A 21,097-nucleotide genomic window follows, 5' to 3' on the forward strand; every position below is an offset into this window, starting at 1 on the left:
CGTCGCCCTCCAGCTGCACGGCCCCGCTGGCCGCCGTACGTCGATGGAGGGGTCCGTCCGCGAACCGCCGTACGTCGCTGGAGGCGTCCACCCCGCCAGCCGCCGTACGTCACTGGAGACGCCCGCCCCACCAGCCGCGCGGCTCCGCTGGCCGCCGTACGTCGCTGGAGGCGCCCCGCGTCGCCCGCTCGTCCTACTCGTTCGTGAACTCCTCCATCACCGTCGCCCCGAGTTCGCGGACGATCAGGTCGTGGCCCGAGAGGGCGGACTCGTCGAGGTCGGGGTCGTCGTCCTCGGGGATGTCGTCCTCCGGGGCGACGGGCGGCGACTCGGGGGCCGGAGGCCGGGTCGGTGTCGGGGCGGGCGCGGCCTGAGCGTGGCTCGCGGACGGGCCGCCGCTCTGGGGTGAGGATGCAGGGGCCGTTGGCTGCTGGGGAGCAGGGCGCTGGGCGGCCGGAGCCCCGCCGTAACCGCCACCACCACTGCCACCGCCGTAGCCGCCACCGCCGCCGAACCCGCCCCCACCGGATCCGGGACCGGCCGAAGCCGGCGGTGCCGAGCCGCCCGAGGCGTCGATGATCGCCTCGATCTTCCACTGGACGTTGAACTGCTCGGTCAGCGCCTGCCGCAGCACCTCCTCGCTGCCGCTGCTCGCGAAGTTGTCCCGCGCGCCCGCGTTGACGAAGCCGATCTGCAGGGTCGTACCGTCGAAGCCGGTCACCTGTGCGTTCTGGCTGAGCAGGATCCAGGTGAACCGGCGGCGGTTCTTCACCGCCTCGAGGATGTTCGGCCACAGCGTGCGGGGGTCGACACCCCCGGAAGCCGGAGCCGGTGCCGAGGCCTGAGCCGAGCCGGGCGCGGTGGGAGGAGCCGCCGCAGGAGCAGGTGCGCCGGCGGCCGGAGCCGACGGGGCCGGGGACTGTCCCCCACCCGCCGGTGTCGCCGTCGGCCACCCGCCGGGTCGCCGGCCACTGCCCGCAGTCGTCGCGGTGGGCCAGGCGCCGGGCGCGGCCCCCGACGGGGCAGCGGCGGCGGGAGCAGGCGGCTGCGAAGCCACCGGAGCGGCAGCCGCGGGGGCGGCGGGGGGAGCGGAGGGGTGCGCGGCAACCGGAGCGGCAGGGGGTGCGCTCACGACAGGAGCCGCGGCCGCGGCCGGGGCCGATCCCGCATCAGGCTCGGCCCCACCCGCACCGCCCACTCCAGGCCCTGTCCCCCGTACGGCGGCTCGGGCCGCCGCGGCCCCGCCCCCCGGAGGGGCCGCGGATACGGAAGCGGCCGGCGCGCCGGGTGCGACGGGCACCGCCCCATGCACCTCGGGTCCGGGCACGTACCCCATGGCAGGGGCGCTGCCGCCGCCGGAGAAGTTCAGCCCGCGCTCGATACGGTCCAGCCGGGCCATCACGGACCGCTCGTCACCGTAGGCGGCGGGCAGCAGCACGCGCGCGCAGATCAGCTCGAGCTGGAGGCGCGGCGAGGTGGCGCCGCGCATCTCCGTCAGCCCCTCGTTGACCAGGTCGGCGGCGCGGCTCAGCTCGGCGGCACCGAAGACCCCGGCCTGGGCCTGCATCCGCTCCACCACATCGACTGGAGCGTCGATGAGCCCCTTCTCGGCGGCATCGGGCACAGCCGCCAGAATCACGAGATCCCGCAACCGCTCCAGCAGATCGGCGACGAACCGCCGAGGATCATTGCCGCCCTCGATGATCCGGTCCACCACCTCGAAGGCCGCGGCACCGTCCCCCGAGGCGAACGCCTCGACCACCGAGTCCAGCAGCGACGCGTCCGTGTAACCGAGCAGCGAGGTGGCCATGGCGTACGTCACACCGTCGGTGCTGGCCGCCGCGAGCAGCTGGTCCATGACGGACATGGAGTCACGCACGGACCCCGCACCGGCCCGCACGACCAGCGGCAACACACCGTCCTCGACGGGGGTGCCCTCGCTTCCGCAGACCTCGCCGAGGTACTCCCGCAGGGTGCCCGGAGGCACGAGCCGGAAGGGGTAGTGATGGGTCCGCGACCGAATGGTCCCGATGACCTTCTCGGGTTCGGTGGTGGCGAAGATGAACTTCAGATGCTCGGGCGGCTCCTCGACGACCTTCAGCAGCGCGTTGAAGCCGGCCGACGTGACCATGTGGGCCTCGTCGATGATGTAGATCTTGTACCGACTGCTCGCGGGGCCGAAGAAAGCCTTCTCCCGCAGGTCACGGGCGTCATCCACACCACCGTGGGAGGCGGCGTCGATCTCGATGACGTCGATGGAGCCCGGCCCGTTGCGAGCGAGATCCCGGCACGACTGGCACTCACCGCACGGGGTGGGCGTGGGCCCCTGCTCGCAGTTGAGACACCTGGCGAGAATGCGCGCACTGGTGGTCTTCCCGCACCCGCGCGGACCGCTGAACAGGTACGCGTGATTGACCCGGTTGTTCCGCAGCGCCTGCTGCAGCGGGTCGGTGACATGCTCCTGCCCGATGACCTCGGCGAACGACTCCGGGCGATAGCGGCGGTACAGCGCGAGAGACGACACGCATACGAGGTTATAGGCGCCCACTGACAACGCGGACCGCCCGGGAAAGCCCGGGGCCGGCCCCCTACCCGTACCGGGAACGCAAGCGCCCCCCACGCACCCGCCAGAGCCAACCTACCCTTGCTGCCTTCCGGCCCTGGGGGAGTTCAGTCAGATAGCGCCACGTGAGGGGCTCCGCACAGGGTACAGGATCTGAGCGGGGGGAACGAGTTCGCGAGCACTCCTCAACGTCTTGTATTGTTTGCCGCGGAGGATTCGCCTAGTGGCCTAGGGCGCACGCTTGGAAAGCGTGTTGGGGGCAACCCCTCACGAGTTCGAATCTCGTATCCTCCGCCAGTGCCTCACCGGGCACGATGTCGAAGGGCCCCACCGTTCGCGGTGGGGCCCTTCGACGTTCTCCGTCTCAGGTTTCCGTCTGATCCGCGCTGACAGCCGCCGCGGGGCCCTGTCAGCGCGCTGACCGCCTGCTGTCAGCTGACCCCGGCATCGTCTTGTTCATCGAGAACGGCGAGGGCTGAAGGGGAGAGACGATGTCATACGCCATCCGGGCCGAGGGTCTGGTCGAACGCTACGGGGACATGGTCGCGCTGGACGGCGTCTTCCTGGAGGTGCCGGCCGGCAAGGTGATCGGTGTGCTCGGCCCGAACGTGGCCGGGAAGACCGGAGCGGACGGACTCGACGCCCTTGCCGGCCGGGTCCTGCAGCGACCATTCGAGGTACTAGGTACTTCTTGCGCGGTCGCCCGAGAGGCAGTGGAGAAACCCGGCGGCCATCTGCGAGCGCCCGGCGCTGTGGACACAGAGGAATCCAGCAGCGGCAGCGGCTTCATATGCGACAGACATCTATGGCTTCATTTGCGACAGACATCTATGTTGACGCACGTCAAATCAGTGGGCCGGGGGCCGGACGGCAGGCTCAGAAGCGGACCCCGGTGTCGGATCAGCCGATCTTCACGGTCTTCGACACCGTGACCTGGTCGATGTCGCTGGTGCGTACCGTGACTCTCATCGTCCAGGTGCCGGCCAGCGGGAGGGTCAGGCCGTCGGTGCCCCAGTAGCCGCCCTTGTCGGTGAGTTCTGCGTCGAGGGGGCCGATCTGCTGGGCGGCCAGGGTGAAGGTGAGGCGGAGTTCGGGGACGGTCGCGATGCCGCCGTCTGGGCCGAGGATCACGGCCTGCACCGAGTTCTCGCCCACCCGGCCCGGTGCCAGCTCGATCTGTACCTTGCCATGGCCGCCCGGCGTACCGACGTCGAAGGGCACCAGCGTCGTCGAGGACGTCGGCCGGTCCGCGGCGGCGGCCGACGCGGCCGTCTCCGTGGCCGCCCGGCCCGGCTGGGTCCCCGTGAGCACCGTGGTGATCACCAGGACGACGATGCCCACGGTGACCTCCGCGAGGACCGAGCGGCGCAACGCCCGACGGTGCTTCGAGGAGTCCGGAGGGGTGGATTCCGTGTCGTGTCGTACGTGTCGTACGCCCTTGGGAGCGGCCGTCTCCATGACGGGCGGGCCCCCGACGGCCTCGCGCACCCGCGCGGCCGGCACGGTCACCGTCTCCTCCGTCGGGGTCGCGGCCGCCACCACCCACCGCCCCGTCCACCGCCGCGAATACGCCGCCCCCGCCAGGAGCAGCAGCACCGCGCACACCTTGGCGAGAAGGAGCCTGCCGTACGACGTCGAGGTGAGGGCGTTCCAGGAGCCGAGGCCGCGCCAGGACTGGTAGACGCCGGTGGCGGTGAGGACGGCGACGGAGGTGAGGGCGAGACGGGAGAAGCGGGTGACGACCGCGACGGGGAGGGGTTCGGCGGGGCGGTGCAGTGCGGTGAGCAGGGCGGTCAGGCCGCCGAGCCACACCGCCATGGCGAGCAGGTGCAGTACGGAGGAGACCATCGCCACGGGGACCTGGATCCCGGCGGACGCGTGTTCGGCAGCGGCCCAGGTGACCGCGAGGCCGAGGCAGAGCAACCCGCCGAGGACGAGGAGACCCCGGCCGCGTACGGGGAACAAGCCGCGCTCCCGAGCCCGCACGGGAAGGATGCCGCGCTCCCGAGGCCGTACGGGATAGAAGGCGGCCGCCCCCAACAGCACCAGCCGCACCACCAGTGCCACCCCCGGTCTGCTCGTCAGCGTCTCGCGCAGGACGGCCGGGTCGACCGCCTCGGTCACGCCCGTGCCGCGTTCGTACGGGCCGCGCAGGAGCAGCAGCGCGAGCGTGGACAGCAGCAGCGTCCACCAGCCGGTCAGCAGCAGGCGCCGTACGCTGCCCGGGAAACCGCAGGCCAGGACGAAGGTGGCCGTGCCGATGAGCAGGGCAAGACCGCTGTACGCGGCGTACCGGGCAATGTCGTAGAGGGCGGCGGAGGCGGGGTTCTCGGCGGATGCGGTGGGCACGGGCGCGGCGGTCTCGGAGGGTTTGCCGATGGAGAAGGTGAACGCGCCGGAGACGGGGTGGCTGTCCGCCGAGATGACGCGCCAGGCCACCGTGAACGTGCCGGTGCCCAGGCCCCGTGGCAGCGTCACCCGGGCGGTGTCGGAACGGCCGCCCGCGTGGCCCGGCGCGCCCGTGTGGACGCGCCGGTTCTCCGGGGTGAGCACGCGGAAGGAGTCGTCGAGGAGGCCCACGGACTCGCTGAAGGTCAGCGTGACCTGTCGGGGCGCCGACTTCAGCACGCTGCCGTCCTGCGGATCGGTGCCGGTCAGCGCGGCGTGCGCGGACGCGCCGCCCACGCCGCCGAAGAGGACCAGCACCAGGACTCCGCCGAGCAGCGCCAGGGCCCGCACGGCGCGCCGCCGCCCGCCTCGCTGTCGGCTTCCGCTTCCGCTCACACGCCGTCTCCGTATCCGCGTTCCCCGAGTTCTGCGCTTTTCCAGGGTCTCGGATACGTACGGACGAGGACCGCGCGCTGCTCACCGCCCCGCTGAGGAACCTTCCCCGAAGGTCTCCCTGGAGAGGAAGAGGAGTTGGGCGCGCTTCTCGGGCAAGTAGACGTCGGGCAGGTCTATTTCGGGCAGCACGACTTCGTGTGCGGGGACGAAGCCCTGCCGGGTCAGGCGGGAGATCGCCTTGGCGTTGCGCGCGTCCGGCTCGACCACGACCCGCTGCCGGTCCAGGCCGATCAGCACATACGTCGCGAACGCGGTCAGCAGGGCGGACGACCAGCCCGGCCGGTCACCGCCGGGACCCGCGGGTCCGATCAACAGGTGTACGCCGATGTCGCCGGACCGGACGTCGTAGCACTCACTGACGCGGTCGGCCTCAGGCTCATACGTCTGGAAGAGCGCGGCCGGCCGGCCGTCCTTGACCGCGAGGAAGGCGTGATGGGTGTCGAGGGAGTCCAGCTGGACGTACGTCTTGCGCACCTGCTCCCTGGTGAGCCCGTTCATCCCCCAGAACCGGGCCCGCTCCTGTGTGACCCAGCCGTGGATGACGTCCAGGTCGGCATGCGGATCGACCGGCACGACACGGACGGTGCCGAAGCCGTCGAGCAGTTGCTCGTGCACGGCCTCGCGATCCTGGGCGTACGTCTCAGTCGTCATGCCTCTTCCTTGGTCAGCTTGTTCCAGTCGGTGGTCACCGGGACGAGATCTCCCTCGCGCCACAAGGGGAGTTGGTCACGGTGGTGGGCCGAACCGGGGACACCGTCGGCGCCGAAGGGAACCACCCAGAGGCTGTGGTCGCGGTCCGCGAGATCCCAGACGTATCGGGCGGCGGGCCCGCGCGCGCTCAGGTCGGTGAGACCGGGCACCGCCGATGTGCACAGCACACAGTGGTGGTCGCCGGACAGTCCCGGTTCGTCGTACGACGTGCCTTCGTCGTACGACGAACCGGTGAGCGCGCGCCACGGCGCGAGCCGGTGGGTGTCGCCCCAGGTGGGGGACGTCCGCCGGGCGGCCACCTCTTCGACGGCCTCGCGGACGACCGAGTCGCGATCGATGCCGTACAACTCCGGTGCGTTCAGCAGGTTTTCCAGGGCGTAGCCGACGCGGGGCGTGAGCGCGAGCCAGGGGAGGAAGACCTCCGGGTATGCGGGCGGGTCGGCCAGGACGGCCAGCGCGGGGTGCGCCACGAGCCGCCGTACGACCGTGCCGCGCACCGCGGCGTAGGCCGCCGCCACCGTGCTGTCGGCGTCCATGTGCCGGTCCCAGCACAGGAGTTGATCCCTCAGCTCGGCCGCCTCGGGGCTGAGGTCCCCCTCGACGAGCCGGTCCAACAGGGATGCCGCCGAGGCGAGATGGGTGTCCATGTGGACGGCGGGCATGTCCTGCGCGGACCACTTCCGCGACGCGTCGAGGAGCCGGCGGATGCGCGTGGCGCGGTGCGGAGGGGCGAACTCGACGCCGAGCGGGGTGGCCGGGCCGCGCTGGTTCGCCATCACCGCGATGCCGTCCTCGACGGGTCCGTACGGCGTCTCGTGCCAGCCGAGCCAGTCGTGCCCGGCCTCCCACGCGGCCACCACCCGGGTGCGGTTGTCCTCGCCGCGGACCGGGACCTTTCCCGCCACCCGGTGCAGCAGACCGCCCTCGACGTCGGCGGCCTGCACGACGTTCACGGGCTCCGCCCAGCGGTCGAACGCCCGGTCGACGTCGGCGACTCGGCGGGCGCGCAGGAGGGGAAGGAGCGCGCTGAAGCCGAGGTCCTCCGTGACGCGGGGCGGGTAGCGCAGACTGATGGGCTCCCGCGCCTCGGCCGCTGTGATGATCACCGGTCCGCGTGCCGTCTCGGTCACCTCGACCTCGACGGACTCGCCGCCGGCCACCTCGATCGTCTCCGTGTGCCGCCGCGCCGGCCGCCACTCTCCGTCCGAATCGAGTGCTTCGACGGACACACTGTCATCGGTGCCGGTGACCCGCAGGCGTTCCCGGTACAGGTCCTGGTAGTCGGCCATGGCGTTGGTGATCGCCCAGGCGACCGTTCCGGCGTGGGCGAAGTGGGCGATGCCCGGGACGCCGGGGACCGCGAGCCCGACGACGTCGAACTCGGGGCAGGAGAGGCGGATCTGCTGGTAGACGCCGGGGTCCTCGATGAAGCGGTGGGGGTCCCCCGCGATGAGCGCCCGCCCGGTGACGGTCCGTTCGCCGCTCAGCAGCCACCCGTTGCTGCCCGACGTGCCCGGCCCGTCCGTGGCGAACAGCGCGACCGCCTCCGCGCCCAGCCGCCGTACGACCTCCTCGCGCCACAGCTTCGCGGGGAACCCGGCGAAGAGGATGTGCGTGGCGAGCCAGACGCCGAGCGGGCTCCAGGGCTCCCACCGGCCGGGAGCGAGCCCGGTCGCGGCGAACTCCGGTGCGCGGCGGGCGCCTTCGGCGAGGCCCTCATTGACTCCGTCGACGTACGAGGCGACCCACTCGGCGGTCTCGGGATCCCGTCTCTCCAGGGCCGCGAAACAGCGTCGCGCGGTGTCGTCGAGCCTGGCCTGCCTCGCGAACCGGTCCCAGGCGACGGCGTCGGCGCCGAGGAAGGCGGCCGAGGTGCCCTGCGAGCGGTGCCGTTCGACTTCCAGCTGCCAGGCGCGGTCCAGGGCGGTGGTCCGGCCCTGGGCGTGGGCGAGTTCGCCTGCGCTGTCCGCGCGCAGGTGGGGGATGCCCCAGGGGTCACGGTAGGTTTCGGCGGTCACGTTCCATCCCCACTCGTATCAGGTTAGGCTAACCTAACTTACACCTCGTCGGAATCGTGAGCTCAGGCAGGCCGCGCGACCGGGCCCCGTACGCGGGATCATCGGTCCATGGACGTCACTCTTCACCTCGCCCAGCAGTCCGAAGCCGACGAACTGCTCGGCCGCAGCCCGCTCGCCGCGCTGGTCGGCATGCTGCTGGACCAGCAGGTACCCATGGAGTGGGCCTTCGCGGGGCCGTACACGATTGCCCGGCGGATGGGGACGGACGATCTCGACGCGCACGAGATCGCGGCGTACGACCCCGAGAAGTTCGCCTCGCTGCTCTCCGCCAAGCCGGCGGTGCACCGTTATCCCGGATCGATGGCCAAGCGGGTGCAGCAGCTGTGCCAGTACCTCGTGGAGCACTACGGGGGCGATGCCGCCGCGCTGTGGAAGGACGCCAAGACGGGGGACGAGCTGCTTCAGCGGCTCAAGGAGCTTCCCGGGTTCGGGGCTCAGAAGGCCCAGATCTTCCTGGCGCTGCTGGGCAAGCAGCTCGGGGTGCGGCCCAAGGGATGGCGTGAGGCCGCGGGGGCCTACGGGGAGGCGAAGTCCTTCCGGTCGGTGGCCGACATCACTGGGCCCGAGTCGCTGGCGAAGGTGCGGGCGCACAAGCAGGAGATGAAGGCGGCGGCCAAGGCCGCGAAGGCCTCCGGCAAGTAGCGCACGCGTTCCCCTTGCCTGGGCCTACAGCGGGTTTCGCCCCTCCGCCCCTGCCCGGGCCTACAGCGGGTTTCGCCCCTCCGCCCCTGCCCGGGCCTACAGCGGGTTTCGCCCCTCCGCCCCTGCCCGGCTCTCATCCGGGGGCCGCCCCTCAGACCCCCGTATCGCGCTTCGCGCTCGTCCTCGAACGCCGGACGGGCTGAGACCGGACGGGCTGAGACCGGACGGGCTAACAGCGGTGGCGGGATCCCCATGACCGTTCACACCCTGGGGTATGACCGAGCCCCCAGAAGGCTCCCCCTGGAGCCCTGAATATGACGATCGACGCGTGCACGCGCAGGCGAGGGATCCGCGTGGTCCCGTGGAAGGGCCCCTCGTCGAGGGGCCGCTGCATCTGTTGACGCGCACTGCATGGCAAACCGTTCTCGTCGCGGGAATCGCCGCCCTGGTGCTGGGCGTCATGGTGCTGGTGTGGCCGGGCGCCTCGCTTCTCGCCGCCGGTGTCCTCTTCGGCCTTTATCTGCTCGTCAGCGGGGTCCTGCAGCTTGCCGCGGCGTTCGGCACGCATGCGGCGACCTCTCTGCGCGTCATGGCGTTCATCAGCGGCGCCGTATCGATCCTGCTGGGGCTGTTCTGCTTCCGCGGCGCGATGCAGTCGATCCTCCTGCTCGCCCTGTGGATCGGCATCGGCTGGCTCTTCCGCGGCATCACACAGACGCTCGCCGCCGCGTCCGACCCGAGCGTGCCGGCCCGCGGCTGGCAGGTCTTCCTCGGGATCGTCAGCTTCCTGGCGGGCATCGTGCTGATCGTGTCCCCGTTCGCGTCCGTCGCCGTGCTCACGCTCGTCGGCGGCTGGTGGCTCGTCGCGGTCGGCATCGCCGAGATCGTCACGGCGATTCGGATCCGCTCCGGCGCCCGGCGCGTCCCGCAGGTCGTCTGAGCGCCCCCCGGCGTCAACTCCGCGCCCGCCACGTACGCCAACAGGATGTATCTCCCGGCGAGTCCGATGAAGCACCCGCCTTCGGTGGGGAGATGAGGTCTCATGAGCCCCTCCCCGCGCCTCCCGCACTCGCTGCGCCGCCACGGGCGGGCGCGGGAAGGGGCTCCCGTGAGGACCTTGCTCCGCCTTCTCGTCCTCCTGGTCGTCGCCATGCTGGCGGCGGGCCCGCATCCCGAGGCACTCGCCACGCCCCCGGCGACCGTCAGCTCCGAGACCAGCGCCGCCGAGCACGACGTACTCGACTCGGTCCTGCACCCCTCCGCCCGGCAGGGACACCGCCTCCTCGCCGCCCCGCGCGTGCGCGCCGTCACGGGCACGGGGCCGGAGCCCAGCCGCGGCCCCGTAGCCGCGCCTCCCCCGTACTCCCCGCTCCCGCGCCTCCTGCGCTGCGTGGTCCTGCGCTGCTGACAGACCCGGCCACCCAACCGGCCGACCGGTCACTCACCAGCGAACTCGAGGACACATCCATGACCAGCGACCCCTACGCGGTTCTGCGCGCCCTGCTGCGCGCCGAAGCCCTACGCAACGCGCCGAGGCGGGACACCCGGCCGGCCCCGGACGGACAGCCGTCCGGCACACAAGGCCGACAGGCCCCCCAAGGTCCCCAAAGCCCCCAACGGAAGACGTCCCCGAAGGAACACGGACGGGACTGATCACGACGGCGACCGCCCCGCTCCGGGGTGGTCGCCCCTTACCTCCGCCCCCTTACCTCCGCCGCCGCGCCGTCCCGAAGAGCGAGCGGGTGATCTCACGCCCGATCTGCGTACCGACCGACCGGGCGAGGGACTTGAAGAGCCCACTGCCGACGACCTGTTCGACGACCGAGGCTTCCTCCCTGGGCTCCCTGGGCTCCCTGGGCTCCTTGGACTCCTTGGTCTCCCTGGCCTTCGCTCTCGACGCGGGCCGAGGAGGCTCCGGGGCCTGGGCCTGCGCCGCCGTGAGTTTCTCGTACGCCGACTCCCGGTCCACCGCCTGCGCGTACCGCCCGTACAACGAAGACCCCTTCACCACCTGATCGAGCACGCCCTCCTCAACCGGCCCCATCAGGGACTGCGGCGCCCGCAGCCGCGTCACCGCGACCGGTGTCGGCGCGCCCTTCTCGCTCAGCACGGTGACGACGGCCTCGCCGGTGCCGAGGCCGGTGAGGACCTCTTCCAGGTCGTACCCGGAGTTGGGGAAGGTCTTCACGGTGGCCTTCAGCGCCTTCTGGTCGTCCGGGGTGAAGGCGCGCAGCGCGTGCTGGACGCGGTTGCCGAGCTGGGCGAGGACATCGCCGGGTACGTCTTTCGGGGTCTGCGTCACGAAGAAGACGCCGACCCCTTTCGAGCGAATGAGCCGGACGGTCTGCGTGATGGAGTCCAGGAAGGCCTTCGACGCGTCGTTGAAGAGCAGATGGGCCTCGTCGAAGAAGAAGACGAGCTTCGGCTTGTCGGCGTCGCCGACCTCGGGCAGGTCGTGGAAGAGGTCGGCGAGCAGCCACATCAGGAAGGTCGAGAAGAGCTGCGGTTTGTCCTGGACCTCGGGGAGTTCCAGGACGGACACCACGCCGCGCCCCTGAGACGCCGTACGCAGCAGCTCGCTCGTGTCGAACTCCGGCTCTCCGAAGAACGGGCTCATGCCCTGCGCCTCGAACGCGGTGAGGGAGCGCAGGATCACCCCGGCCGTGGCGGTGGACAGACCGCCGATCCCCTTCAGCTCCTGCTTGCCCTCGTCCGAGGTCAGGAAGGCGACGACCGCGCGCAGATCCTTGAGGTCGACCAGGTCCAGGCCCTTCTGGTCGGCGTAGTGGAAGATCAGGCCGAGCGACTGCTCCTGGGTCTGGTTGAGCTGGAGCACCTTGGAGAGCAGCACCGGGCCGAAGCTGGTGATCGTGGCGCGTACGGGGATGCCGTGGCCCATCCCGCCCAGCGCGTAGAACTCGGCCGGACAGCCGGTCGGCGTCCACTCCTGGTGGACGTCCCGGGCACGCTCCTGGACCCTGTCGTTCGACACGCCCGGCGCCGAAACGCCCGACACATCACCCTTGATGTCGGCGAGGAAGACGGGCACGCCCTGGGCCGAGAGCTGCTCGGCGATCAGCTGGAGTGTCTTGGTCTTGCCGGTGCCGGTGGCGCCCGCGACCAGTCCGTGCCGGTTGAGCATCGGCAGCGGGATGCGGATCTGTACGTCGGGCAGGCAGGGGCCGTCCCAGAGCAGGGCGCCCAGATCGAGGGCGGGACCCGTGAAGGCGTACCCGGAGGCGATCTTCAGGGCTTCCTGGGGGAGTGCGGGAGCACTTCTGGGGGTTTCGCGGGTTTCGGCGGCGGCCGTGGGCGCGGTGTCAGAGGCAGCCGACGGCACGGTCTCGCTGTCACTCATATCAGGCCTCTGTTCCCGATTCACACGGATTTGCGGCGTTTTTCCAGCGTCGCACTCCGACGCTCAGGCTGCGCCCGGAAGGTCATGACCGGTAGGCTTTCCGTGTGATCTTCAAGCGCATCGGAAACGGCCGGCCGTACCCCGACCACGGCCGGGAAAGCACCCGGCAGTGGGCGGACGTCGCGCCGCGCCCGGTCCGCCTCGATCAGCTCGTGACGACCAAGGGCCAGCTGGACCTGGAGACCCTCCTCGCCGAGGACTCCACCTTCTACGGCGACCTGTTCGCGCACGTAGTGAAGTGGCAGGGCGACCTGTACCTGGAGGACGGCCTGCACCGCGCCGTCCGCGCGGCGCTCCAGCAGCGCCAAGTGCTCCACGCGCGCGTGCTCGAGCTCGGCTGACGCCCCCAGGGGCAGAGACGCACCCGCCGCCGCGCTACTCGGCTGACGCCCCCACGGGCAGAGACGCACCCGCCGCCGAGCTCGGCCGACGCCCTTGGGACCGAGGCTCACCCGCCCGTTGACCCTTTTGGGTTGGACTGAGCATCGGGCAATGATCATTTAGTAGGCATCGCCGTCCCGGCACACTACGCTGCGCCCATGAGCATGCTCACTCCCCCTGGCATGGGCGGCCAGTACCGGATCACGGGGGACAAGTACCCGCGGATGCGCCGACCCCGGGGGCGCCGCAGGCTCGTCTTCCTCGTCGTCGCCTCCGTCACCGCACTCGGGCTGATCGGATGGGGCACACTGCAGCTCATCGACGTCTTCACGGGCGGCGGCGACAAGGCTTCGGCGGCCGGACCCAAGACCGACTGCGCCTCGAAGGTCAGCCCGTCACCGAGCATCGCCGCCAAGGCGCTGCCCACGCCCGGCCAGATCACCGTGAACGTCTTCAACGCCACGCCCCGCAGCGGGCTCGCCAAAGAGACCGCGGACGAACTCAAGAAGCGCGGGTTCAAGATCGGCGACGTGGGCAACGCGACGGACGCGTACGACAAGAAGGTCGCAGGCGCCGGGATACTGCTCGGCGCGAAGGCCGCCTACGGGGCCGCACTCCCCGTCCTCAACACACAGCTCCCCGGCGCCCAACTCAAGACCGACGGACGCGACAAGGCCACCGAGGTCGACCTCATCATCGGTACCGGCTTCAAGGCGCTGACGAAGAAGGAGGACGCCGACAAAGCCCTGGCCGTCCTGGCCAAGCCCCAGCCGACGCCCTCCACCACGAACAAGAGCTGCTGAACCCCGTACCTACTCGGCAGCCCCGTACATCCGGTCCCCCGCGTCCCCGAGGCCCGGCACGATGTAGCCGTGCTCGTTGAGCCGCTCGTCGACCGAGGCCGTGACGACGGTGACCGGTGTGCCCGCCAGCTCGCGCTCCATGAGCTCGACGCCTTCGGGGGCGGCGAGCAGGACCACGGCGGTGACGTCGTCGGCGCCGCGCTTGATCAGCTCATGGATCGCCGCGACGAGGGTGCCGCCGGTGGCCAGCATCGGGTCCAGGACGTACACCTGGCGCCCGGAGAGATCGTCGGGCATGCGGGTGGCGTACGTAGAGGCCTGGAGCGTCTCCTCGTCGCGCACCATGCCCAGGAAGCCCACCTCGGCGGTCGGCAGCAGGCGCACCATGCCGTCCAGCATTCCCAGGCCCGCCCGCAGGATCGGCACGACCAGCGGACGCGGGTAGGAGAGCTTGACGCCCGTGGTCGGGGCGACGGGGGTCACGATGTCGACCTGCTCCGTGCGTACGTCCCTGGTGGCCTCGTAGGCGAGCAGGGTGACCAGCTCGTCGGCGAGCCGCCGGAAGGTCGCGGAGTCGGTGCGCCGGTCGCGCAGGGTGGTGAGCTTATGGGCGACCAGGGGGTGGTCGACGACGTGGAGACGCATGTCCACCACAGTAGCCGGGCCCTGCGCCCCCGCCACTGTCCAGCCCGGCAAGGCCCGGCTCCCGCATTAACCCGTGTGCTGGCATCAAACCGCCCATCAGAGGGAAAGTGGGAGGGACGGACCTGGGGTGGTGTGCCTATGCGGAACCCGGAAGAGGAGTCCCCCGAGCGGCTGGAGACCGACGCCGACCGCAGGCGGCGGCGCGCCCAGTTCCTCAGGGAACTGACCGAGGCCCGCGAGCTGCGCGACCGCGTCCAGCCCCGCCGCGCCAAGGCCGCGCGTCTGCGCCACGCCATGCGCATGCGCAGCTTCCGCTGGTAGACCGCCCACGGTGAAGTCGGTGTCCCGCCCGCGCCGCGCGAGCCCGTGTCGGGCGAGGAGGTACGTACGCGGCGCCGACAGCCGCGTACGATCCGCTGTTACCGATCAAAAGAGGCAGACACAGCAGGCCGAAGACGTCCCCTGAGCGCTCTGTTTCTGCCACGATTCCGAGTGGGTGGGACCTCGGAGCAGCACGCCCCGCCCACAGCCTCCGCCGGGGGGATCCCCAACCGGCACGCCTATGACCAGTGGGAGAGTCACGGTGTACTTCGCCGCACTGCTCGCGCGCACCGAAGACGGGTGGGAAGCGAGCGACACAGAGCTCGACGATGTGGAGACCCTGTCGGATCTGACCGACCTGGCCCGTGAAGCCTCGGACGAGGACACGGTGCTCGTACTCATCGAGCAGGAGGACGCGTGGTTCGGCGTCGTCCGCGTGGACGGCGAGGAGGACCCTCGTATCTACGTCTCGGACGCCGCCGCGGCCGCCCGCAGCTCGTACGGCGAGATCCTGCTCACCGACGAACTACTAGGACGGGAGCCCGGTGACGACGACGCCGACCTGGACTCCCTCGACCTGGACGGCACGGAGGACGGTGAACCCGACGGCGACGACTCCGACGAAGAAGAAAACGAGGAAACCGTGTCCGGCGAGGCCGTGTCGCACAGCCCCGTCGGGGACCGCGACATCCTCGCCGACCTCGGAGTGAGCGAGAAGGAACTCCTCGCCCTGGACGAAGGCGACGCGCTCAACACGATCGCCGACGCCCTGGGAGCGGCGGAGGTCCTGGAGACGGTGCGCTAGGCCTGGTCTCCGGGGCAGGCCGGGCCGGCTGCTCCGGGCAACGGCGCCCGGTCGGCGTCGGTGAGCGGGGTCTGACGCGGCCTTACGTCTGTCCCCGGGGATCTCGCGCCGGCTCGGGCTCACGCAGGGAAGCTTCCGCCGGGTCGGGCTCAAGCTCACGCACGGAAAGCCTCCGCCGGGTCCGGCTCGGGCTCACGCTCGGAGAGCTTCCGTCGGCTCGGGCTCCGGCTCACGCTCGAAGAGCTTCCGCCGGGTCGGGCTCCGGCTCACGCTCGAAGAGCTTCCGCCGGCTCGGGCTCGGGCTCACGCACGGAAGCCCTCCGCCGGATCCGGGTCGGGCTCGGGCTCACGCACGGAAAGCCTCCGCCGGATCCGGCTCGGGCTCGGGCTCACGCACGGAAAGCCTCCGCCGGATCCGGCTCGGGCTCAGGCACGGAAACCCTCCGCTAGGTTCGCCGGGTGAGCAACACCGACCAGACCTTCCCACCCGATCCCGTGCGCGACCGCTGGCGGGCCGCGATGCGGCTCGCTCTGGACGAGGCCCGGCTGGCCGTCCGGGGCGGGGACGTTCCCGTCGGCGCCGTCGTGCTGTCCGCGGACGGTACGACGGTGCTCGCGACCGGGCACAACGAGCGCGAGGCCACCGGCGATCCGACGGCGCACGCCGAGGTCCTCGCACTGCGCAGGGCCGCGGGCGAACTCGGCCAGTGGCGGCTGTCCGGCTGCACGCTGGTGGTCACCCTGGAGCCCTGCTCGATGTGCGCGGGCGCGCTCGTGCAGTCCCGGGTGGACCGGGTCGTGTACGGCGCCCGCGACGAGAAGGCGGGCGCGGCCGGCTCCCTGTGGGACCTCGTACGCGACCGGCGGCTCAACCATCGCCCCGAGGTGATCGAGGGCGTCCTCGCCGACGACTGCGCCCGCGTCCTCACCGACTTCTTCCGCGACCGCTGACCCCCGTACGTCCCCCGGAAACGGATTTCAGAGCACGACCCACCTTGGGGTAAGGTCTCCCTCGGTAGCGTGTCCGAGCGGCCGAAGGAGCTCGCCTCGAAAGCGAGTGTGGCGCAAGTCACCGAGGGTTCAAATCCCTCCGCTACCGCTTGAGAAGGGCCCCGTCGAGAGACGGGGCCCTTCGTGCTCCCCGTGCCGTGACGCCCGTTACGGGCTCGCCCAGCCGAGGACGGGGGAAGCCCGCGGCGTGGATCCCGCAGTGGGGTCCGTCCCGGCCCCGCGGACTCCTGCCGGGCCCACCGCACCATCCATCCTGGGCCCTCAACCTCCCGGACCGGTCCGGCAAAAGGCCTCGACCAGCGAGCCGTTGGTCCTTAAAAGCGGCGTGAAGGTTACACTCACCGCCGGCAACAGGGGGCCCACCGGGCGCAGCAGTCACAGGGAGGCCGCGATGGCGGTGAATTCGAAGAAGATCGCCGTCTACGCACTCGTGGTCTTCGCGCTCTACGTGATCATCACGGATCCGGCCAAGGCCGCGGATTACGTCCAGATAGGGTTCGAGGGCATATCGAGTGCCGCTCAAGCCATCGGGGACTTCATGACGTGGGTCGCCGACGGCGCCAAGAACTGAGCGTCGTCCGCCGCACCTCCAAGGAGTTCCCGTGATCCGCCATCTGGTCCTCTTCAAGCTCAACGAGGGCGTGGGACGTGACGACCCGCGCGTCGTCGAGGGCGTCGCCGCCTTCCGCGCGCTGGGCGGCCAGATCCCCGAGCTGCGGTTCTGGGAATGCGACTGGAACATCACCGACCGGCCCATCGCGTACGACTTCGCGATCAACTCCGCCGTCGACGACACCGACGCGCTGACACGGTATCTGGAGCACCCGGCGCACCAGGCGGGCGTCGCGCTGTGGCGGGAGTTCGCCACCTGGGTGATCGCCGACTATCCGTTCTGAGCCGCACCTGTCCCTGAGCCCCTGGCCGCAACCGGCCGGGGGCTTTTCGCAGCTTATGGCCCCAACTCTCCTTCAACACGGCGTTATGCGGTGCTTGCACACAGTGCACATGTCTTGTGATGCTATGACCGCTTTTGACGGATGCGTTGACGGATGATGAAGAGGTGGCGTTGACCGTGTCGGCCAGTACAGCGCCGCCCCAGGAGGAAGCCCCGGCCCAGGCCGCCCAGACGCCGGCCCAGGCAACGCCCCAGGAACCGATTCAGGAACCGCTCCAGGAGGCCCTCCAGGAGGCCACGCCCGAGCGGCGTCGCGGCGCTGACACCCGGGCCCTCACCCAGGTGCTGTTCGGCCAGCTCAAGACGCTGGAGCCGGGCACCACCGAGCACAACCGCGTACGCGGGGCCCTCATCGAGGCCAACCTCCCGCTCGTCCGGTACGCGGCCGCCCGCTTCCGCTCCCGCAACGAGCCCATGGAGGACGTCGTCCAGGTCGGCACGATCGGCCTGATCAACGCGATCGACCGCTTCGACCCGGACCGAGGCGTGCAGTTCCCGACCTTCGCGATGCCGACGGTCGTCGGGGAGATCAAGCGGTACTTCCGCGACAACGTACGCACCGTCCACGTACCGCGCCGCCTGCACGAGCTCTGGGTGCAGGTGAACGGCGCCACGGAGGACCTGACGACCGCCTTCGGGCGCTCGCCCACCACCGCCGAGATCGCCGAGCGGCTGCGCATCACGGAGGAGGAGGTGCTGTCCTGCATCGAGGCCGGCCGCTCCTACCACGCCACCTCCCTCGAAGCGGCCCAGGAGGGCGACGGAATGCCGGGACTGCTCGACCGGCTCGGCTACGAGGACCCGGCGCTCGACGGTGTCGAACACCGTGACCTCGTACGGCATCTGCTCGTACAGCTGCCCGAGCGCGAGCAGCGGATCCTGCTGCTGCGCTACTACAGCAATCTCACCCAGTCACAGATCAGCGCCGAACTGGGAGTCTCCCAGATGCACGTGTCAAGGCTGCTCGCCCGCAGTTTCGCGCGTCTTCGATCCGCAAACAGGATCGAGGCGTAACCGGTGGGAGCGAATCGCTCCGCGGCGCCTTTTCCGACAGTTCTGCGCTGAAAAACCGTCAGACCCCTTCTTTCCAGGGCCTATTCATGCTTTACATGTCGACATGTCACTACAGCGTGTTGCCGACATGTGACATTCTGCCGGAAGCGCGTTTGCCGCGGCCCCGCCTCCGGTATTCAGGTGGAGGCTGCGTTCCTCCGACGGGAGCGACTGCCGCTACCGTCCGCGACCCAAAGGGGGTGGCATGTCCGCAGACCAGGGCAGCTCGAAGGTGCTCACGCTCACGAAGAGCGAGTCCGCGCCCGACGCGCTTCACGATGTCCCGGCCCTTCCGGCCCCCGACGCCGCTCCGGCCCTCGAAGCCGTCCCGGCTCCCGAGTCCTCGGGCGCCATCGACACCCGCACCCTGTCCCGCTCCCTGTTCCTGCGGCTCGCCGCACTCGGCGAGAACAGCCCCGAGCGTGCCTACGTCCGGGACACCCTCATCGAACTCAACCTCCCGCTCGTCCGGTACGCGGCAGCACGCTTCCGCTCCCGCAACGAGCCGATGGAGGACATCGTCCAGGTCGGCACGATCGGCCTGATCAAGGCGATCGACCGCTTCGACTGCGAACGCGGCGTGGAGTTCCCGACGTTCGCGATGCCGACCGTCGTCGGCGAGATCAAGCGCTTCTTCCGCGACACGTCGTGGTCGGTGCGCGTGCCGCGCCGCCTCCAGGAGCTGCGCCTCGCCCTCACCAAGGCCAGCGACGAGCTCTCGCAGAAGCTCGACCGCTCCCCGACGGTCGCCGAACTCGCCGTCGTCCTCGGTGTGTCCGAGGAGGACGTGGTCGACGGCCTCGCGGTCGGCAACGCGTACACGGCGTCGTCGCTCGACTCGCCCGCCCCCGAGGACGACGGCGGCGAGGGCTCCCTCGCCGACCGCCTCGGCTACGAGGACACCGCCCTGGAGGGCGTCGAGTACCGCGAGTCCCTCAAGCCGCTGCTCGCCAAACTCCCGCCCCGCGAGCGCCGGATCATCATGCTCCGCTTCTTCGCGAACATGACCCAGTCGCAGATCGGCGAGGAGGTCGGCATCTCACAGATGCACGTCTCCCGGCTGCTGACCCGCACGCTGGCGCAGCTGCGCGAAGGACTCATCGCCGACTGAACACTTCATAATTGACGGACCGTCAGTCACACTGGCGCGATGCGTCGAGAGTCGATCCATGCGATACGCGGCCGCCGAGGTGCCCTTGTGGGTGCCTCGGCGGCTGTGGTGTGTCTGGGAGGCGTGCTGGCCGCGTGCGGGAGTGGCGGGGGTGGCGGCGGGTACGTCGCCGTCGGGGCCGCCGGGGGATCGCCGGGGGCGGTGGTGGCGCCCACGGGGGAGGTGTCGCTGATACCTCTTGATGAGGGTGGGGACGGGTCCGCATCTCCGGAGCCCAAGAAGACCGCCGAGTCGGGTGGCTTCGACACCGCGGGGCCCGGCATCAGCCCAAGTGGTCGACTCACCCACAGCGTTACGCCATCGCCCTCGTCCCGGACCGGCAAGTCCGGCCGTACAAGCGGTGGTTCCGGCGATACGTCCCCGTCACCGACCCCGACGGCCTCCGGGACCGGCGCGGCAGGTCCCACCGGACCCGCCGCCCTCAGCGTGGGTGATCCCTCACGCCGGGCCACCGATCAGCGGTGGTGCGAGAAGGTGACCGTCTCCTTCCGCAACACCGGTGGTGCGGCGGTGCGTTCGGGCACGGTGACCCTCGGGACGCACATCATCGGGGCGCTCGGGATCGACTGGGCGACGATCGAGTCCACCGAGGCCCTTCCCGCGCCGATCGGCGCCGGCGCGAAGAAGGACAAGACCTGGACGGTGTGCGTCGACGCGTGGCGCGTGCCGCTGGGCATGCACATCGAGACGCGGGACGTGTCCGTCCAGTGGAAGTGACGGCCGCCGCTACTTCAGCGCCAGCCACGCCACCGCGGCGATGATCGCCACGGCGACGACGACGCCGACGATCAGGCCTACGCGAGGCCCTGCGGGGGCGGCCGCCTGCTGCTGCCGGCCCTGGGGAGCCTCGTCGACGAAAGCGCGGAACATCTGGGTGCTACCCGCGGGGTCGTAGTTGCCCTCGGGGCCCTGGGTGTTTGCCATGGCCCTGGACCCTAGCGAATTCGTGGGGGCTGCCCAAGTGCGGGGTCCCCTTGGCACTGGCTGCCTTGGTCACCCCGACGCTACCCACCCTGGGGGCTCCGGCCCCAGACCCCTGTATCGGCCTGACGGCCTCGTCTTCAAAGGCTGGACGGGCCGACAGGTCCCCTTTGCCAAGTTTTTAGGGCCTGTGGCCCGGCTTTCATTTGCCTGTGGCAACCAACTTGTTTATGGTTGCCCGGAGCAACGAATACGGAGGGGCGATGGCCGAGCAGGCGCAGTACGAGGAGCTGGCTCGTCAGCTCAGTGCCGTCGGTGCCGTGAAGAGGGAGATGGCGCGGATCCTGCCGCCCGAGTGCCCGGCGGGTTCGGCCGCCGTCCTGACGCTGCTGGGCCGCCACGGCGCCATGCGGATGAGCAGGCTCGCCGAGCTGCTCGCCGTGGACATGTCGGTGACCAGCCGCCATGTCGCGCATGTAGCCGACCGGGGCTGGATCGAACGGTCCCCCGACCCGGCCGACAAGCGCTCACGCATCGTGCGGCTCACCGTCGCGGGTCAGAAGCAGCTCGACGAGCTGTCCCGGCGCACCTCGCGGCTGCTGGCCGCCCGGCTGAGCGACTGGTCCGACCAGGAGGTCGGGCTGCTCATCGCGCTCATGGGCCGGCTGCGGGAGAGCTTCGGCGACTGCCGCTCCACGCAGCGGACCGCGCACCCGCATCCGTATGCGACAGACGTAACAGAACTGACCACCCGTACACCCGCGTAACTACGTAA

The 21,097-nt window shown here is 70.7% G+C and carries 21 protein-coding genes, 2 tRNA genes, 1 other RNA gene and 1 pseudogene; 17 read left to right on the forward strand and 8 right to left on the reverse strand.

Going from position 1 to position 21,097, the window contains the following annotated elements:
- Positions 1-193: 193 nt before the first annotated feature.
- Entirely contained in the window at positions 194-2,524 is a 2,331-nt protein-coding gene (locus AB0D27_RS33415) for a DNA polymerase III subunit gamma and tau (protein WP_362516168.1), read from the reverse strand.
- 78 nt (positions 2,525-2,602) lie between these two features.
- Positions 2,603-2,701: signal recognition particle sRNA small type (gene ffs / locus AB0D27_RS33420), an RNA gene on the reverse strand.
- A gap of 71 nt (positions 2,702-2,772) precedes the next feature.
- Between ffs and AB0D27_RS33425 the strand changes: the two genes are divergently transcribed.
- Positions 2,773-2,860: transfer RNA gene (locus AB0D27_RS33425), tRNA-Ser, on the forward strand.
- Positions 2,861-3,054: 194 nt separating this feature from the next.
- Positions 3,055-3,192: pseudogene (locus tag AB0D27_RS33430) on the forward strand (daunorubicin/doxorubicin resistance ABC transporter ATP-binding protein DrrA); the annotation flags it as partial.
- Between the two features lie 271 nt (positions 3,193-3,463).
- Here the strand turns inward: AB0D27_RS33430 and AB0D27_RS33435 are convergent.
- The 3 genes from AB0D27_RS33435 to AB0D27_RS33445 all read right to left on the reverse strand — a co-directional run bounded on the left by AB0D27_RS33435 (position 3,464) and on the right by AB0D27_RS33445 (position 8,136).
- Positions 3,464-5,347 (reverse strand): copper resistance protein CopC, encoded by a 1,884-nt coding sequence (locus AB0D27_RS33435; RefSeq protein ID WP_362516170.1) that lies wholly within the window; start codon positions 5,345-5,347, stop codon positions 3,464-3,466.
- An 81-nt stretch (positions 5,348-5,428) separates the two neighbouring features.
- Positions 5,429-6,058: a GNAT family N-acetyltransferase gene (locus AB0D27_RS33440; protein ID WP_362516172.1), complete on the reverse strand. Its 630-nt coding sequence runs from the start codon at positions 6,056-6,058 to the stop codon at positions 5,429-5,431.
- Positions 6,055-8,136, reverse strand: coding sequence for a penicillin acylase family protein (locus tag AB0D27_RS33445; protein ID WP_362516173.1), 2,082 nt, complete (start codon positions 8,134-8,136; stop codon positions 6,055-6,057). The genes AB0D27_RS33440 and AB0D27_RS33445 overlap by 4 nt, the downstream gene beginning before the upstream one ends.
- A 108-nt stretch (positions 8,137-8,244) precedes the next feature.
- Between AB0D27_RS33445 and AB0D27_RS33450 the strand changes: the two genes are divergently transcribed.
- The 3 genes from AB0D27_RS33450 (at position 8,245) to AB0D27_RS33460 (ending at position 10,246) form a co-directional block, all read left to right on the forward strand.
- Positions 8,245-8,838 (forward strand): HhH-GPD-type base excision DNA repair protein, encoded by a 594-nt coding sequence (locus AB0D27_RS33450; protein ID WP_362516175.1) that lies wholly within the window; start codon positions 8,245-8,247, stop codon positions 8,836-8,838.
- Positions 8,839-9,112: 274 nt separating this feature from the next.
- Entirely contained in the window at positions 9,113-9,778 is a 666-nt protein-coding gene (locus tag AB0D27_RS33455) for an HdeD family acid-resistance protein (protein WP_362516177.1), read from the forward strand.
- Positions 9,779-9,946: 168 nt separating this feature from the next.
- The gene (locus AB0D27_RS33460) at positions 9,947-10,246 is read left to right on the forward strand and encodes a hypothetical protein (protein WP_362516179.1); all 300 of its coding nucleotides are present in this window, start codon (positions 9,947-9,949) and stop codon (positions 10,244-10,246) included.
- Positions 10,247-10,543: 297 nt separating this feature from the next.
- Here the strand turns inward: AB0D27_RS33460 and AB0D27_RS33465 are convergent, their stop codons facing one another.
- A complete protein-coding gene (locus tag AB0D27_RS33465; RefSeq protein ID WP_362516180.1) occupies positions 10,544-12,196 on the reverse strand; it encodes a helicase HerA-like domain-containing protein in 1,653 nt (550 codons plus the stop codon).
- A 104-nt stretch (positions 12,197-12,300) separates the two neighbouring features.
- On the opposite strand from AB0D27_RS33465, the gene AB0D27_RS33470 reads away from it, so the two are divergent.
- Positions 12,301-12,597, forward strand: a complete 297-nt coding sequence (locus AB0D27_RS33470; RefSeq protein ID WP_003955420.1) for a type II toxin-antitoxin system VapB family antitoxin — start codon at positions 12,301-12,303, stop codon at positions 12,595-12,597.
- Positions 12,598-12,819: 222 nt separating this feature from the next.
- Positions 12,820-13,440, forward strand: a complete 621-nt coding sequence (locus AB0D27_RS33475) for a LytR C-terminal domain-containing protein (RefSeq protein ID WP_362516205.1) — start codon at positions 12,820-12,822, stop codon at positions 13,438-13,440.
- Positions 13,441-13,449: 9 nt separating this feature from the next.
- On the opposite strand, the gene upp is transcribed toward AB0D27_RS33475, so the two are convergent.
- Entirely contained in the window at positions 13,450-14,085 is a 636-nt protein-coding gene (upp, locus tag AB0D27_RS33480) for a uracil phosphoribosyltransferase (RefSeq protein ID WP_362516181.1), read from the reverse strand.
- A gap of 138 nt (positions 14,086-14,223) precedes the next feature.
- Here upp and AB0D27_RS33485 point away from each other — a divergent pair, with 138 nt between their 5' ends.
- The 9 genes from AB0D27_RS33485 to AB0D27_RS33525 all read left to right on the forward strand — a co-directional run bounded on the left by AB0D27_RS33485 (position 14,224) and on the right by AB0D27_RS33525 (position 20,118).
- Positions 14,224-14,406, forward strand: coding sequence for a hypothetical protein (locus AB0D27_RS33485; protein ID WP_362516183.1), 183 nt, complete (start codon positions 14,224-14,226; stop codon positions 14,404-14,406).
- 262 nt (positions 14,407-14,668) lie between these two features.
- Positions 14,669-15,211: a hypothetical protein gene (locus AB0D27_RS33490; RefSeq protein ID WP_362516207.1), complete on the forward strand. Its 543-nt coding sequence runs from the start codon at positions 14,669-14,671 to the stop codon at positions 15,209-15,211.
- A gap of 519 nt (positions 15,212-15,730) precedes the next feature.
- Entirely contained in the window at positions 15,731-16,162 is a 432-nt protein-coding gene (gene tadA / locus AB0D27_RS33495; protein WP_362516209.1) for a tRNA adenosine(34) deaminase TadA, read from the forward strand.
- Positions 16,163-16,225: 63 nt separating this feature from the next.
- Positions 16,226-16,310 (forward strand) — tRNA-Ser (locus AB0D27_RS33500).
- Positions 16,311-16,613: 303 nt separating this feature from the next.
- On the forward strand, positions 16,614-16,793 hold the full coding sequence (locus AB0D27_RS33505; protein ID WP_362516185.1) for a hypothetical protein: 180 nt from the start codon (positions 16,614-16,616) through the stop codon (positions 16,791-16,793).
- Between the two features lie 31 nt (positions 16,794-16,824).
- Positions 16,825-17,118, forward strand: a complete 294-nt coding sequence (locus tag AB0D27_RS33510) for a Dabb family protein (RefSeq protein WP_362516187.1) — start codon at positions 16,825-16,827, stop codon at positions 17,116-17,118.
- Between the two features lie 170 nt (positions 17,119-17,288).
- Positions 17,289-18,191, forward strand: a complete 903-nt coding sequence (locus AB0D27_RS33515; protein ID WP_362516211.1) for an RNA polymerase sigma factor SigF — start codon at positions 17,289-17,291, stop codon at positions 18,189-18,191.
- 244 nt (positions 18,192-18,435) lie between these two features.
- Positions 18,436-19,341 carry an RNA polymerase sigma factor SigF gene (locus AB0D27_RS33520; protein ID WP_362516189.1) on the forward strand — a complete coding sequence of 302 codons (906 nt, stop codon included), beginning with the start codon at positions 18,436-18,438 and terminating at the stop codon, positions 19,339-19,341.
- 486 nt (positions 19,342-19,827) lie between these two features.
- Complete coding sequence (locus tag AB0D27_RS33525; protein ID WP_362516191.1) at positions 19,828-20,118, forward strand: hypothetical protein; 291 nt, start codon at positions 19,828-19,830, stop codon at positions 20,116-20,118.
- A 9-nt stretch (positions 20,119-20,127) separates the two neighbouring features.
- Here the strand turns inward: AB0D27_RS33525 and AB0D27_RS33530 are convergent, their stop codons facing one another.
- Positions 20,128-20,325 carry a hypothetical protein gene (locus AB0D27_RS33530; protein ID WP_362516192.1) on the reverse strand — a complete coding sequence of 66 codons (198 nt, stop codon included), beginning with the start codon at positions 20,323-20,325 and terminating at the stop codon, positions 20,128-20,130.
- Positions 20,326-20,585: 260 nt separating this feature from the next.
- Between AB0D27_RS33530 and AB0D27_RS33535 the strand changes: the two genes are divergently transcribed.
- Complete coding sequence (locus AB0D27_RS33535) at positions 20,586-21,089, forward strand: MarR family transcriptional regulator (protein WP_362516194.1); 504 nt, start codon at positions 20,586-20,588, stop codon at positions 21,087-21,089.
- Positions 21,090-21,097: the final 8 nt, after the last annotated feature.

Origin of the sequence: Streptomyces sp. NPDC048415, from assembly GCF_040651675.1 — a bacterium.
Lineage (GTDB): Bacteria > Actinomycetota > Actinomycetes > Streptomycetales > Streptomycetaceae > Streptomyces.